Source organism: Magnetospirillum sulfuroxidans (genome assembly GCF_018224925.1).
Lineage (GTDB): Bacteria > Pseudomonadota > Alphaproteobacteria > Rhodospirillales > Magnetospirillaceae > Magnetospirillum > Magnetospirillum sulfuroxidans.
The window spans coordinates 24,160-39,678 of the sequence record NZ_JAGTUF010000025.1 but is presented as its reverse complement, the minus strand read 5'-3'; the positions used below and the strand labels follow the sequence as shown (position 1 = coordinate 39,678).

The window sequence follows — 15,519 nt, the reverse complement described above, 5'->3', positions numbered from 1 at the left end:
TCCATTACGATTCCACCGACCGGCCCTTAAGCGCGAACAGGCCGCGCGGGCGCTTTTGGATGAACAAGATGATGAAGACCAGCACCAGGATCTTGCCCAGCATGGCTCCGGCATAGGGTTCAAGGAATTTGTTGACCACGCCCAGCGACACGGCCCCGACCAGGGTGCCCCACAGGCTGCCGACGCCGCCAAACACCACCACCATGAACGAATCGACGATATAGCCCTGGCCCAAATTGGGACTGACATTGCCGATCTGGGACAGCGCCACCCCGGCGATGCCGGCGATGCCCGAGCCCAGGCCGAAGGTCATGGCGTCGACGCGGCCGGTGGGAATGCCCATGGCCGAAGCCATCGGCCGGTTTTGCGTCACCGCCCGCATGTGCAAGCCGAAGCTGGACCAGCGCAGCAGCGCCGCCAGTCCGCCGAGGACGGCCAGACAAAACAGAATGATGACGACGCGGTTATAGGTCAGGGTGAAGCCGCCGGCCAGATCCCAGCCGCCGGTCATCCAACTGGGGTTGGCCACTTCCATGTTCGAAGCGCCGAAAATCTGGCGCACCACCTGTTGCAGCACCAGCGAGATGCCCCAGGTGGCCAGCATGGTTTCCAATGGCCGGCCGTAAAGAAAGCGGATGATGCCGCGTTCCAGCCCCATGCCGACCAGGGCGGTGACCAGGAAGGCGGCGGGAAGGGCGGCGACCAGATACAGATCAATCAGATCCGCGGGCAGAAAGGCGCGAAAGCCTTGCTGCACGGCGAAGGTGGTATAGGCGCCCAGCATGATCATCTCGCCATGGGCCATGTTGATGACCCCCATGACGCCGAAGGTGACGGCCAGACCAATGGCCGCCAGCAACAAAACGCTGCCCAGGGACAGGCCTTGGAACAGGTTGGCGACGAAGCCCATCAGCGTTACCCGGAACTCGATGCTGCCCAGGGTCTTTTCCGCCACCTTGCGGACTTGAAGATCGGTCTCGGTTTCCAGCAGCCGTTGAATTTGACTGCGAACGGATGGATCGGACGAATCGGCCAATTGGGTGACGGCGGCCAAACGGTGCCCGGCATTGTCGCTGGACAGGTCCAGGCTGGCCAGGGCGGTGACCATCAGCGCCTTGATCGTGGCATCGCTTTCCTTGGCCAAGGCGGCACGGACCATGTCGGCGGCTTCGTCCGAGGGGGAATTCATGATTGCCTCGACGGCGGCGCCACGGGCCTGGGCGTTGGGGCTGAACAGGGCCAAGCGGCCGGCGGCCCCACGGGCGACGCCGCGCAGGCGGTTGTTGACGGTGATCGCCTCGGCCTTGTCGGTGGTGACGATTTTTTGGCTCAGCGGCTCCAGATAGGTGCCGGCTTGTTCGATCAGAATGGCGCCATCGGGGGTGACGTAAAGCCGGCCATCGGCCAAGGCGTCAAGGATAGGCGCGGCGCGGCCTTCGCCCAAGGCGGCCAAAGCTTCGGCGGCGGCGATCTTATCGGCATAAGAATCAGCGTTCAGCGCCCGCAGCGCGGTGGAAAAATCATCGTCCGCGCGGGCGGAGGGCGTGGCCAGCAGCAAGGCGGCCAAGGCAAGGATCAGATGGAACGCACGCATGGGCACCCCCAGAGCGGAAAAAGGGCCGGGTCCCGTCTGGAACCCGGCCGGGCAGGCTTACTTGAACTTGGGTTCGGTGCAGTTGCCGCAGACCCACGGATAGGTCCAATCGGCGGTCAGCTTGGCGCTTTCGGGGATGAAGGGGCTCCAGGCGTCGGCCTTGATGACGTCCTTGGTCTTCCACACGGTCTGGAACTGACCGTTCCCCTGGATTTCGCCGATGAATACCGGCTTGGACAGGTGGTGGTTGGTGTTCATCACCGCGACGCCGCCGGTCAGGTTCTTGACCTTCTGGCCGTACAGCGCCTGACGCACGGCGTCGACATTGGTGGTGCCGGCCTGCTGAACCGCCTGGGTCCACATCTTGAAGCCGATATAGGTGGCTTCCATCGGGTCATTGGTGACGCGCTTGGGATTCTTGATGAAGCTCTGCCATTGCTTGATGAAGGCGTCGTTTTCCGGGCTCTTCACCGACTGGAAGTAGTTCCAGGCGGCCAGATGGCCAATCAGGTTCTTGGTGTCGATGCCGGCCAGTTCTTCCTCGCCGACCGAAAAGGCGACAACCGGGATCTGGTCGGCCTTGACGCCGAGATTGGCCAGTTCCTTATAGAACGGCACGTTGGCGTCGCCGTTGATGGTGGAGACCACGGCGGTTTTCTTGCCGGCCGAACCGAACTTCTTGATGTCGGCGACGATGGTCTGCCAATCGCTATGACCGAACGGCGTGTAGTTGATCATGATGTCTTCGGGCTTGACGCCCTTGGACTTCAGATAGGCTTCCAAGATCTTGTTGGTGGTGCGCGGATAGACGTAATCGGTGCCGGCCAGGACCCAGCGCTTCACTTCGCCGCCATCCTTGCTCATCAGATAATCGACGGCGGGAATGGCCTGCTGGTTGGGGGCGGCGCCGGTGTAAAAGACGTTGCGCGAGCTTTCCTCGCCTTCGTACTGCACCGGATAGAACAGCATGCCGTTCAATTGCTCGAATACCGGCAGCACCGACTTGCGCGACACCGAGGTCCAGCAGCCGAACACCGCGGCGACCTTTTCCTTTTCCAGCAGTTCGCGCGCCTTTTCGGCGAAAAGCGGCCAATTGGAGGCCGGGTCGACCACCACGGCCTCGACCTTCTTGCCGAGCAGACCGCCCTTTTTGTTGATGTCGTCCACCATCATCAGGACAGTGTCCTTCAAGGTGGTTTCGGAAATCGCCATGGTGCCCGACAGCGAATGCAGCACGCCAATCTTGATGGTGTCTTCGGCGGCATGGGCCAGCATGGGCAGGATGGACGCGGCGGTGAACAGGCCGGCGCCAAGGATCCGGTTGAACTTCATTCTGATATCCCCCGTGCGAGATTGCAGGTGCCGAGGGAATAGGCAAGGGCTGGGCCAAACGGTGTTTTTTGACCTAATGTCTTGTTTTTAAATGGCTTCACTTGTTCGGAGGCTGGCTATCTATTGTGCAAATGCGAAAACATGCCGTCTGTGGCGGCAGAAAGTGAATAAAAAGTAATCATATCGGGGCGAGTGCCAACGATATGGGCAGTTTGTGGTGGTGCTGAAGATTTTAGAATCATGGCGCAGGCTGCACGAAGGCAGGTTTTAATTTTTTTTCTGGCTTTCAAGCGCTGCGCTTAAACATGCCTAAAAAAATGGCGTCACTGTTTTCACTATATTTCTGAATTGTTTCTTTATACATGAAAATAATTACGGCGCCGAGCAATGCTTATTGCCGACGTTCCTGCCGCGTGCGAATTTGTGACATGGGCACTGTACCGCTGTTGTGTTTCTGGTATTTTTCCCAAAGCGAGAAACGGGGAAGCATGAGCGTCAAATCCAGCCTCTTGGTGGTCGATGATGACGAAACCGTCCGCGCCCTGATCGTGGCGGCGGCGGTCAAGGCCGGTTATCGCGTCGAACAGGCCGAGGACGCCGCCGGCATGCGCGCCTGGCTGGCCACCGGTCAGATCGATCTGGTGGTGTTGGACGTCAACCTGCCCGATGGCGACGGCCTCAATCTGACCCGTGATTTGCGCACCCATTCCGATGTCGGCGTCATCATGGTCACCGAACGCGGTGGTCCCGATGACCGGGCCTTGGGCATCGAGATCGGCGCCGATGATTATCTGCCCAAGCCGGTCTATCCGCGTGAATTGCTGGCTCGGGTCAAAAGCGTGCTGGAACGGCGGGCCGGTTTGCGTGGAAACGGTGTTGCCAATCGTCTGCGCTTCGCCGGTTGGACCTTGGATATCGCCGGCCGGGCCGTGCTTGATTCTTTGGGGCGTGTCGCCGATCTGACCCCGGCGGAATTCGATCTGCTGCATATTTTGGCCAGCCGGGCCGGTCGCATCCAAAGCCGGGATGTGCTGATGGCGGCGTTGGGCTCTGACGATGCGGAATCCGGGCCGCGCAGCATCGATATCCTGATCAGCCGCTTGCGCAAGAAATTAGGTTCCGACGATTCGCCGTTGATCGAAACCTGTCGCGGTCATGGTTACCGCTTTGTCCCTGGGGTCAGCCGGGGCTGATCACTCGGCCAGCCAACGCCGCAACGCCTCGCGGCCGTCGCTGAACTGGGCGGCCAGGTGGGGGAAAAGCCGGCGACAGGCGGTGATGTCGCCGGCGCGGATGTGACTTTCCATCTCCTTGGCGCACAGACGGGTGGCCGCCATACCGTGACTGCCGGCGGCGCCGGCCAGTTTATGGGCCAGATCGGCGATGCGCTCGGGCTCTTGGGAATTCACCGCTTGCTGCAAGTCCCGCAGGCGGCCGTCCATGATCTCAAGGGCGGCAATGGCCAGTCCGCGCAATTGGTCAAGGCCCAAATCCTCGGCCAGCTGCGCCAGCAGGTCGTGATCGAGAATGCCCTTGGCGGTGATCGCGGCGGTGCCGGCGCCGGGCAAGGTGTGGGGGGCGGGCCGCAGGGCGGCGGCCAGGGCGGCCTGCAATCGTGCCGGGTCGATGGGTTTGGGCACCACCGCCACCATGCCGGCCTGGGTACAGGCGGTCTGGTCCTCGGGCATCAGATTGGCGGTGACGGCCACCACCGGCACATAGCCGCCCCTTTCGCTCAGCAGCGCGTGCAGATTGCGGGTGACTTGGAAGCCGTCCATGCCGGGCAGACGCAAATCCACCAAGGCGACGTCGAAATCATGGCAAAGGGCGGCGCTCAGGGCCTCGGTCCCGTCGCGGGTAACGGTGACCGTATGACCGGCCTGGGACAGCAATGCCTCAAGGACCAGGGCATTGACCTCTTCGTCCTCGACCACCAGCACCGTCAACGCCGGCAGCTCGGCGATGGTTTCGCTTTCTTCGGGCGGCACGGCGGCGTCAGCGGCGGCGAAGGGCAGATCAACCACCAGGATCGAGCCGCCCTGGGGGCGGGGTTCATACCGGATGGAGCCGCCCATGCCGGCGATCAGCCGTTTGCAGATGGCCAGGCCCAGGCCGACACCGCCATGGCGGCGCGAGGCCGAGGAATCGGCCTGGAAAAATGGATCGAACAACCGCTCGCGGTCGGCGGCGGCTACACCGATGCCGGTATCGGCAACGCTGAACCGTAAAATGGCGTCGCTGGCCAGGGCCACCGACAGGACGATTTCGCCCTGATCGGTAAATTTGATGGCGTTGCCCAAAAGGTTCAGCAGCACCTGTCGCAGCCGGGCCGCATCGCCATGGGTGGCGGTGGGAAGGTCGTCGGCGGCATCGAGGCGAAGTTCCAACCCTTTGTCGTGGGCGGGGGGCCGCATCAGCGCCACCAGATCCTCGGCCAGGCGCAACGGAACAAAGGCCCGGTGCTCGAAACTAAGCTGGCCGGCCTCGATGCGTGAGATATCCAAGATGTCGTTGAGCAGCACGGTCAGGGTTTCGCCCGAACGCTTGATGGTGCCGGCCCAGCGTTTGCCCTCGGCGTCGGTCTCCAGGCGGCGCAGCAGCAATTCGGCCATGCCGATGATGCCGTTCATGGGGGTGCGCAATTCGTGACTCATCACCGCCAGGAAATCGGTCTTGGCCCGCGTCGCCGCCTCGGCGCTGTCCTTGGCGGCGCGCAATTCCTTGGTTCGCGCCTCGACCATGCGTTCCAGCCCTTGTTGATAGGTCTGGATTTCGACGGCCATGTCGTTGAAGGAATGGGCCAGTTCGGCGATCTCGACGCTCCCGTCGACGGTCAGCGGCGGCTGAAAGGTGCCGTTGGACAAAGCCTCGGTCGCTTGCTGCAAATTCTTCAGCGGCGCGGCGATGGCGCGGGCGATGAAGATGGCGGCCAGCAGGCCGAACAGCACGGCGGCGCTGCCGATCCACCAGCCCAACGCCCGCAAGCGCTCGACGCTGGCCAGGGTTTCCGAGACATCGATCTTGACCACCATGCCCCAACGGAAACTGGGCAGATAGCGCCAGGCCGCCAGCACCCTTTCGCCCCGGTAATCGGTGGCGAAATCGACGCCGCGCTCGCCGTGCAGGGCGCGGTTGAGCGGGATGCCGATATGGTCGGCGGCGGCCAGCACATGCAAATCCCGGCCGGGTTCGGCCAGTCGCAGCGGCCCCTGGATTTCCACCTCGCCGTTTCCGGCGCGGGCGGCGACCAGGGTTTCGCCGGTGCGGCCCAGGGCGGCGGTGTCGGCGACGATGTCGAACAATGCCGCTTGGTCCACCTCCAGCAAGACGGTGCCGAGCAAAGCGCCGTCTTTCAGCACCGGGGCGGCGGCGAACGAGGTCGGTCCGCCATCGCCAATGGTGGCGAAATCGGAAATCTCGGTTTCCAGCAGGGTGCGGGTGCGTTCGTAGATGTTGGCCAATAGCGAGCCGCGATGACGCGGCTCGGTCAGCACGGCGCCGACCAGATCATCCCGGCTGACCGCGAACAGGATTTCGCCTTCGGCCGAAACCAGCAGCAGATCGCGGGCTCCGGCGCTTTCGGCATAGCGTGACAGCAACGGCCTAAACGGGGTGGAATCGGGATTTTGCCGCAGGGCGATCAGGGCATCGCGCACGGTGGGGGTATAAGACAAGGTCGAGGCGACCTGCATGCGGTCGCGGGCAAAGGCTTCGACCCGGGCGGTTTTCTGGTCGGCGATGGTCGACAGCGAGCGACTGATTTCTTCCACCAGCACCCGTTCCGAGGCGTGGAAATACATCCAGACGATGACCACCAGCGGCAACAAGCCCAGCAGCAGGTAGCCGCCGGCGATTTCAACGGCAAGGCGGGGGCGGGGCAGCGCTTTCATGGTTTGGCCTCGGCCAGGGACGGCGCCGCCCAGTTGTTGCCCCAGCCACGATAGAGTCCGTCGAGGAAATCGGCCCATTGGCTGCGGGCCAGAAACGACGGATAGGGGACCGGCCGCACCGGCCGCTGCGAATCCCACTGGATTTCGAAATCTCCATCGGCGCGGATGCGGCCGATGCGCACGGTCTTCCAGGTGTGTTGGGTCGCCGGGTCGATGGTGACGGTGCCGCCGGGCGAGGCCATGCTTTGGCCCTTGATGGTGGCGCGGAAATCGCGGAAATCGGCGGAGCCGGCCTCGCTGACCGCGCGCGCCCACAATTTGACGCCGAAATAGGCCGCTTCCATCGGTGCGGTGGTGACGTAATCCGCGCCATAGCGGGCCTTGAAGCCGGCGACAAAGGCATGGTTTTCCGGGGTATCGACGGTCTGGAAGTAATTGCGGGCGGCATAATCGCCGGCCATCATCGCCGGGCCGATGGCCTTGACCTCGGCCTCGGCGACCGAGAACGACATCACCGGAATGTCGGCCGGCGTGATGCCGGCGGCCCGCAACGCCCGATGAAAGCCGAGATTGGAATCGCCGTTGATGGTGTTGAAGATGACGTCGGGCTGAGCCTGCTTGATGCGGGCGACGATGGCGGCGAAGTTCTGGCTTCCCAGCGGCGCATAACCTTCGCCCACCACTTCGCCCTTCAGCGCGGTGACCTGGGCTTGGATGATCTTGTTGGCGGTGCGGGGAAAAACGTAATCGGAACCGACCAGGAAAAAGCGGCGGCCCAGATTGTCCAGCGACCACTTGATCGCCGGGATAATCTGCTGGTTGGGGGCGGCGCCGGTATAGATAATGTTGGGCGAGGTCTCTAATCCCTCGTATTGCACCGGATAGAACAAGACCGAATCGTATTTCTCGAAGATCGGCTTGACCGTCTTGCGGCAAGCCGAGGTCCAGCAGCCGAAGACCGCCGACACCTTGTCGGTCTTGATCAGCCGCTCGGCCTGGGTGGCGAATATGGCCCAGTCGGATTTGCCGTCGACGACGATGGGCTTGACCGGCCGCCCCAGCACCCCGCCCGAACGATTGATCTCGTCGATGGCGTAAAGGGTGGCGTCGATCACCGTGCGTTCCGACACCGCCATGGTGCCGGTGCGTGAATGCAAGATGCCGACCTTGATCGGGCCGCGTCCGCTTGAACCGCGGTCGTCCCAGGCCTGGATCACCGCGTAAGCGGCCAGCCAACCGGCCATGGTCAGCACGAAAGCCCCGGCGAAATAGCGTCTGCGTCCCCAGCCCGACATGTGGTGTCCCATGGTTGCGAGGCGGTAAACGCAATAATCATGCCTGCCGCAAAGGGGCGAAATCGGGGCTTTTGTCGAATTTTTCGCCTAATTGGCGGGCAGGGGGGCGCTTTTTTGATCGGAGCGGCTGGTGGGCAAGGATTGCCGGGGCAAAGCCGTCGTCCGGGCAGGATTTTCCCAGGCCGGTTGCCAAGGAATGGCGGGATTGCGCCCCTTAACCAAGTGGCACGTTCCATGCAGCTAAATCAGGCGGAGAATTTTATTTTATCCGGCAAGGAGGCTGGAAATGCTTTGGGGCGCAATGAACAACGCCAGTATGGCGATGATGGCCAACAGCTGGGACATGGGGTCCATCAGCCAGAACATTTCCAATGTCAACACCACCGGCTACAAGCGGAAGGAGACGCTGTTCAAGACGGTGATGTCGGAATCGAAGGCCGGTCCCAGCACCTCTTCGGGCAAGCTGAACATCTTTGGCGTCCAAACCGCCGATCGCTCGCATATCACCGCCCAGGGCATGATCGCCGCCTCGACGCAGAGCACCGATCTGGCCATCAACGGCAACGGCTTCTTCATGGTCGGCAAGCCGCAGGCCAACATTTCCGGCACCACCTATAGCAGCGGTCCGGGGTCGGCCTATAGCGTCGATAGCCCCGGACAGGTGATGTATACGCGCGCCGGCAATTTTTATACCGCCTCGGGTCCCAACAAAGAATCCTATTTCATGGCCAATGGCGGCAATTACCTGCTGGGCTGGATGCCGGACGAGAACGGGGTGATCGACACCTCGGGCGAGCTGACTCCGGTCTATTCCATGCCTGACACGCTGATGGAAGGGCGGGTCACCAGCACGGCGACCGTGCGCGGCAATCTGCCGGCCAATGCGGCGCTGTCGCCATCGACCTTTTCCACCAGCCAAAGCATCGTCGATCCCAATACCGGCACCAGCTACAGCATGGATTTGGCGTGGCAGCGGGTCAACGGCACCGATTGGACGGTGACGCCGTCGACCACCGCCGCCGGCGCGACCATTTCCGGTGGTCCGTTCACCATCAAGAGCGACGTCAACGGGGTGATCTATGAACCGGCTCCCGGCGCCGACGGGATTTCGGTCAGTTGGGGGTCGGGGCCGCTGACCACCACGCAGAATTTGCTGGGGCCGAGCACGCATTCTTCCACCGCCACCTTCTATGATCCCAAGGGCACCAGCCAGACCGCCAATCTGACCTGGACGCGGACCTCCGGCAATCTGTGGGACGTGACGGTCAGCGTACCGGCGGGGGTCGGCACCATCGCCGATTCCACCGTGCGGGTGGCCTTCGATGGTCAGGGACGGATGATATCGCCATCGACCGGCAATCTTCCCTTTGTCGTCGATTGGGACGACGCCACCTACAACACCACCAATCCCGACAAAACGGCGATGACCAGCGAAGTGTCGCTGTATGCCGGCAACAACCTGCCGGCCAATACCCTGACCCGGCCGGATGTGCATACCGAGAAACTCAGCACCCAGGTGTGGGACAGCAGCTTCCAGGGGCATGATGCCAGCCTGGCTTTCGAGCGGGTCGGTCCCAACCAGTGGTACGTGCATAGCTACAGCACCGAATCGGGGTATCCCGACACGCCGCCGACGCCGGTTCTGGTCACCTTCAACGGCAAGGGCGCGTTGAGCGGCAACAGCACCATCGATTCAAGCTGGACCTGGACCGATAGCATCGTCGAGGGGGAAGGCGCCGCCAAGACGACGACGGCGGTGGATGCCACGGCAGCCGTGACCTTTGATTTCAGCGAACTCACCCAGTTTGATTCTTCCGCCGCCTTGGGCTCCATCGACCAAAATGGTTACGGCCAAGGGTCGTTGATCGGCGCTTATTTCAACGACAAGGGCGTTTATACCGGGCAATACACCAACGGCGAAACCCAGGCGCTGTTCAAGGTCGCCTTTGCTCAGTTCGTGTCTGAAAACAGTTTGGAATCGGTGAGCGGCACCTTGTTCCGCCGTTCGGCCGAGGCCGGTGACGTCACCGTTTCAGGGGTCGAGGACGCCAAGGGCGGCGTCAGCTTCGCCACATCGTCGCTGGAAACCTCGAACGTCGATATCGGCGAGGAATTCACCAAGATGATCGTGACGCAAAAGGCTTATTCGACCAACGCCACGGTCTTTAAGACCGCCGACGAAATGACCACCGTCGCCCGCGACCTCAAGGCCTGATCCGGAGAAAGCCTGGATCGCCCCTGCGTGTTGAGAGATACAAGATAGTCAAGATTGGACTTGCCCGGAAAGAGTCGAGTATCCGTCGGGGGCAAATCATTTTCGGCTCCCAAGCAGGCCGATTTCTCAGCAATGCGTTCGCCAAAACGGCACGCTTTCGCATGATGGCGATAATGGCCGCTTTCGCAGGTTTTCCCACGCCGGTGAGTTGTTCGTATTTCGCCTTGAGATCGGGATTTGTCCCCTGGGCGTATGACCTTGCGGTGTGTTGCGCTGATTTCGACGGTACGATATTTTTCGCGTGCTCAGCCGTTCCCCCCCCGCGGCTTGTCGGTTATTGTGACAGCTTGCGGGTTTGTTGAATGCTGAAAATCGCCTTTTTACTGATCGGACCAACCGCCTTCCGCCCCTTTGGGCGGGTGATCTCGGCGCTGGGGCTTTGCGTCATCGCCGCCGCCGGTTTGACGGCTTGGGACGCCCTGGACGGCATCGCCCGGTTCAGCCACCAATTGTTCGGCTCGCTGTTCTTGGCCATCGCGCTGTTTCATCTGTTGGCGGTGATGAACGCCCCTGATCGCGGTGAACTGGTCCAGCGTCTGTGGCGCATGGGGTTGCCCCTGGCCGTGGCCGCGGCACTGCTGGCACCGCCCTCGCTGCACGGCGACTGGGGCGCCTCGGTGGTGATGGCCGTGGCCCTGGTGATCGACGGCATTATTCGCCTGGGCATTGCCTTGGTGGTGCGCGTTCCCGGCTGGCCCCGCAACATCGTGGTTGCCCTGGCGCAATTGGGCGGGGCGGGCGGCCTGTTGTGGCAATGGCCCCTTGATCCAGCGGGCAACGTCATCTTGGCCTTGAGCCTGTCCCTCTTGCTGTCCGGCTGGGTGTTGCTGCGCCTGGGAGTGCATTTGGGGCGGCTGGACGACAAGACCTCGATCCTGCGTTCGTCGCTTTATTCGACCCGCAATTGGCATGCCCACGCGCCGTCGCTGGAAGGGAGCGACCCGCCGCGCTCCGCCGAGCAGCAACCGTTGATCATGTATAACTGGATGCCGTCCGCGGCCCCCAACGTCACCATGCGGCTGCCGGTGATCGACCGTTATTTTGCCGTTCCCGATGCCGACGGCGGCATGTCCTCGGGCCATGTGTCGTTGGAATTAGGGGCCGATTTCTACATCAGCTATTACCCCAACGAAGAGATCGAGCGTTCGAGCACCAATTTCATCAACACCATGAGCGGCGAGCCCAGCCACGACATGGTGGGATCCTTTGTTCCGTCCTTCGCTTTCGAAGTGGACGATTGGCGGGCGCCGAACCGCCAGTTCCTGCTGCGCCGTTTCAGCGAGCGCCGGCTGCGCGCCTATTGGGACAGCTTTCGTCAAGACACCACCTACAGTCTGGTCAACCGCAATTGCGCGGTGGCGGTGGGCCCTGGCCTGGAAGCCGCCATGGAAGGCGTGTGGGCCGGTCCCCGGCCCTGGCTGCGCCTGCTGCGGCTGATGGTCGATCCTGGTCTGTGGTTGGCGGCGTTGATCCGCGGGCGGGCTGATTTCCTGACCTGGACGCCGGGTTTCGTCGTCGATTACATGGGCGAGTTGAACCGCGTCCTGGACCAGTGCGAGCAAGGCCTGGGCCTGCGGGCCGCTTGGCCTTACGCCCCAGGCATGGTGGGGCAGGATTTCCCCCCGATCGGCGACGAAGCGTAACCGAGACAAGAGGACGACCTTCTGCGATGACAAGCTTTCCGCGTCCTCGGGGACGACATCTGATCCGCGCCGACAAGCGCTTCGCCACCGGCTCGGGACCGATGGCGCGTCTGCTGGCGCCGGGTTTCCGCTCGTTGTTGGATCATGTCGATCACGGCATCGCCGAAGGCGCCATCGAAGCCACCCTGCCGGACGGAACCCAACGGGTGTTGGGCGGCCGTAAGCCCGGCCCGGTGGCGGTCATCGAACTGAAATCCTGGCGGCCGCTGGTGCAGTTGGTGACTACCGGCACGGTCGGTTGGTATCGGAGCTGGGCCGTGGGCGAATGGACCAGTCCCGATCCGGTGCCGTTGTTCGACTTGGCCATGCGCAATCGTCATCCGTTGGGCGAGATTGGCCGCGCCCAAGGATTGTTTCGCTTCTTCAACCGCCTATGGCACGGCCTGCGCCACAACTCGCCGGCCAATTCGCGCAAGAACATCGCCTTCCACTATGATTTGGGCAACGATTTCTACGAGACTTGGCTTGATCCGACCATGAGCTATTCCTCGGCCCTGTTCGCCGAGCCGATTTCCGTCTCGGAACCGTTGGAGGTGGCCCAGCATCGCAAGATCACCACCTTGTTGGACCGGCTGGAATTGCAACCAGGAGCCAAGCTGCTGGAAATCGGCAGCGGCTGGGGCGGTTTGGCCGAGGTGGCGGCGGCCCATTACGACATCGACGTCACCGGCATCACCTTGTCGCAAGAGCAAAAGGCCTGGGCCGACCGGCGTATCGCCCAGGCCGGTTTGACCCACCGGGCACGGTTTCACATTTGCGACTATCGTCATGTCCAAGGCAGCTTCGACGCGGTGGCCAGTGTCGAGATGGTCGAGGCGGTGGGAGAGAAATATTGGCCCACTTTCATGGCGGCCATCGCCCGAGCCTTGAAGCCGGGCGGCAAGGCGGCGATCCAGTATATCGAGATCGATGACCAAGTGTTCGACAGCTATCGCGCCAACGCCGATTTCATCCAGACTTATATTTTCCCCGGCGGCATGCTGATTTCGGAAAGCCGTTTCCGTGCCGCCGCTGAAAAAGCCGGGCTGCGCTGGGAAAAGCGGGTTGGCTTCGGCCCGCATTACGCCGAGACGCTGCGGCGCTGGCGACGGAATTTCGACGCGGCCATTGACGGCGCCAAACTGCCACCGGGATTCGATGCCGATTTCGTCAAGCTATGGCGCTATTACCTGATGTATTGCGAAGGCGGCTTTGCCGGCGGCGGCATCGACGTGGCTCAGGTTACCTTGGTGAAGGGGTAAAACTGTCCTCGGAATCGCCGACCACCGCCTTGACGGCGGCGATGACGCGGGCGTGCAGCCCCGGCTCGGCCTGAATGATCCGCAGGAAGTGCTGGCACGACAACGACAGGCACCAGGTATCGGCCCAGGCGACGATGCTGGCCGAACGGGGCACGTTGCGCAAAAGCGCCAACTCGCCGAAGAAATCGCCGTCGCGCAGGGTGTTGACCACCTGCTCGCCGTTTGCGGTGGGGACCACCACCTGTACGCAGCCGCGCGCAATCAGATAGAAATGGTCGCCGGGATCGCCCTGGTGGAAGACGTATTGGCCCTCGGCGAAGCGAGACAGAACGAACAGATCGCTTAGTTCGTCCAGGGTCTGGCGGCTGCATTCGGACAGGAAGGGGATCAACGCCAGACGGTCCGGGGTGATCAACGGTCCGCTGCGTTCCTCGGAAACGGCGGTGGCCATGCCTTGCTGGCGCGTCCACAATTGGGAATAAAGCCCGCCTTGGGCCAGCAGATCGTCATGACGCCCGGTCTCGACCAAGCGCCCGTCTTGCAAAACCAAGATCAGGTCGTAATCCACCACCGAGGCCAGACGATGGGTGACCGACACCACCGTGCAGGCGGGGGCCAAGGCGGCGACACTGCCGTTGACCACCTGTTCCGAAGCGGGGTCCAAGGCCGAGGTCGCTTCGTCCAGCAACAGGATCGGGGCTTGACGCAACAGAGCGCGGGCGACGGCGATACGCTGGCGCTCCCCCCCCGACAAGGCCCCCGCCGCCTGGGTTACCGGCGTGTCGTAGCCCTGCGGCTTGGTCAGAATGGCCTCATGGATGCCGGCGGCCTTGGCGGCGGCGATGACGGCGTCATCGTCGGCTTCGGGCTGACCGGCCAGGATATTCTCGCCGATGGTGGCGTCGAACAGCAGGGCGTTTTGCAGCACGACGCCGACATTGGCCCGCAGGCTGTCTTCGCGGATGTGGGCAATGTCCGTGCCGTCCAGCAGCACCCGGCCGTCCAGGGCCGAACTGAACCGCATCAGCAGGGACAAGGCGGTGGACTTGCCACATCCCGACGGCCCGACCAGCGCGACCCGCTGCCCCGGCTGGATACGAAAGTTCAGTCCGGCCAAGGTGGAGGTTTCGCCGTCATAGCTGAAATGCACATTTTCGAAGACGATCTCGCCGCTTAAGCGCTCGATCGCCACCGCGTCCGGGTCTTCCTGCCGGGGGACCGGTTCGTCCAGGAAGGCCCGCAGCCGGGCATGCGCCTGCTGGGCAGAAATCATCAGCGGAATGGCGGTGGTCAACATGCCCACCGCCTCGCCGATGCCCAGCAGCAGGCCGATGAAGGCGATCAGCAGACCGGCGGTCATCATCCCGTTCACCGCCAGCACGGCGCCGACACCGACCACCACCACCTGGGCGATGCCGGCGCCCAGCACGGCCGTGCGCGCCACCAGACCGCCGAACAGATAGGCTCGGCCGCCGGTTTCGTCCATGCGGCGCAAATGAGTGCCAAAGGCCCGTTGCCGCCGCCGCCCCAGATGAAACAGCCGGATCACCGGCAAAGTGACCAGGCTTTCCTGAACGAAGCCGCCGGCCGCGGCCTTGGCCTGTTGGTGGTTGCCTTCCCAAACACCTGCGGGTTTGGCGAAAAGCTTGGGAATTAGAACCGCCATGGGCAAGACCGCCATGGTCACCAGGAACAAGATCCAGTTGATGGTCGCCAACAGCACCAAGCTGGAAACGATGATCAGGGAATGCAACAGCAGCGGGGGGACGGCGCGGATTACGGCCAACTCCATGGCCGCGACGTCGGCTCCGAACAGGTGCACCAGATCCCCCTGGGGGCGGGCGGCGACCAGGGGCGGCGGCAGGGATTGGAGCTTTTCGTACATTCGCCCGCGCAAGGCGTTCATCACCTTCATGCCCAGGGCGCTGGCCATGCGTTCCTGCAAAAAGGTGGCGAGGCTTTGCAACACCAGCAACCCGGCCAGCATCGCCACCGCCCAGATCAACACATCTTGCTGTCCCTGGGTGATGCCCTCGTCGAAGATGAATTTGTAAAGCAGCGGCGAGCCCAGGTAATAGGACGCTTCCAACAGCAAGGCGACGATCAGAAGGGCGAAGCGGCCACGGAAGGCCAGCATCTGGCGCACGTACCCCGCCACGAATGAAAACGTCACGATCGCCCCCTTGCCC

9 protein-coding genes are annotated in these 15,519 nt (G+C 62.7%); 4 read left to right on the top strand and 5 right to left on the bottom strand.

The window, feature by feature from the left end; genetic code table 11:
• Nucleotides 1–4: 4 nt before the first annotated feature.
• Together urtB and urtA (KEC16_RS17640) are read right to left on the bottom strand one after the other, a co-directional pair.
• The gene (urtB, locus tag KEC16_RS17645) at nt 5–1,594 is read right to left on the bottom strand and encodes an urea ABC transporter permease subunit UrtB (RefSeq protein ID WP_211551394.1); all 1,590 of its coding nucleotides are present in this window, start codon (nt 1,592–1,594) and stop codon (nt 5–7) included.
• Nucleotides 1,595–1,651: 57 nt separating this feature from the next.
• The gene (gene urtA, locus KEC16_RS17640; RefSeq protein WP_211551393.1) at nt 1,652–2,926 is read right to left on the bottom strand and encodes an urea ABC transporter substrate-binding protein; all 1,275 of its coding nucleotides are present in this window, start codon (nt 2,924–2,926) and stop codon (nt 1,652–1,654) included.
• 488 nt (nt 2,927–3,414) lie between these two features.
• Here urtA (KEC16_RS17640) and KEC16_RS17635 point away from each other — a divergent pair, with 488 nt between their 5' ends.
• Nucleotides 3,415–4,119 carry a response regulator transcription factor gene (locus tag KEC16_RS17635; protein ID WP_211551391.1) on the top strand — a complete coding sequence of 235 codons (705 nt, stop codon included), beginning with the start codon at nt 3,415–3,417 and terminating at the stop codon, nt 4,117–4,119.
• Here KEC16_RS17635 and KEC16_RS17630 read toward each other — a convergent pair whose 3' ends face one another.
• Together KEC16_RS17630 and urtA (KEC16_RS17625) are read right to left on the bottom strand one after the other, a co-directional pair.
• Entirely contained in the window at nt 4,120–6,816 is a 2,697-nt protein-coding gene (locus KEC16_RS17630) for a hybrid sensor histidine kinase/response regulator (protein ID WP_211551389.1), read from the bottom strand.
• Nucleotides 6,813–8,111 carry an urea ABC transporter substrate-binding protein gene (urtA, locus tag KEC16_RS17625; RefSeq protein ID WP_211551387.1) on the bottom strand — a complete coding sequence of 433 codons (1,299 nt, stop codon included), beginning with the start codon at nt 8,109–8,111 and terminating at the stop codon, nt 6,813–6,815. Before urtA (KEC16_RS17625) ends, KEC16_RS17630 begins: the two co-directional genes overlap by 4 nt.
• 286 nt (nt 8,112–8,397) lie before the next feature.
• On the opposite strand from urtA (KEC16_RS17625), the gene KEC16_RS17620 reads away from it, so the two are divergent.
• From KEC16_RS17620 to KEC16_RS17610, 3 genes are all read left to right on the top strand, one after another.
• A complete protein-coding gene (locus KEC16_RS17620) occupies nt 8,398–10,326 on the top strand; it encodes a flagellar hook-basal body complex protein (protein WP_211551385.1) in 1,929 nt (642 codons plus the stop codon).
• A gap of 362 nt (nt 10,327–10,688) precedes the next feature.
• Nucleotides 10,689–12,029, top strand: a complete 1,341-nt coding sequence (locus tag KEC16_RS17615; RefSeq protein WP_211551383.1) for a protease — start codon at nt 10,689–10,691, stop codon at nt 12,027–12,029.
• Nucleotides 12,030–12,055: 26 nt separating this feature from the next.
• Nucleotides 12,056–13,330, top strand: coding sequence for an SAM-dependent methyltransferase (locus tag KEC16_RS17610; protein ID WP_211551380.1), 1,275 nt, complete (start codon nt 12,056–12,058; stop codon nt 13,328–13,330).
• On the opposite strand, the gene KEC16_RS17605 is transcribed toward KEC16_RS17610, so the two are convergent.
• The gene (locus KEC16_RS17605; RefSeq protein ID WP_211551378.1) at nt 13,311–15,503 is read right to left on the bottom strand and encodes an ATP-binding cassette domain-containing protein; all 2,193 of its coding nucleotides are present in this window, start codon (nt 15,501–15,503) and stop codon (nt 13,311–13,313) included. The two genes, KEC16_RS17610 and KEC16_RS17605, sit on opposite strands and share 20 nt — an antisense overlap.
• Between the last annotated feature and the right edge of the window lie 16 nt (nt 15,504–15,519).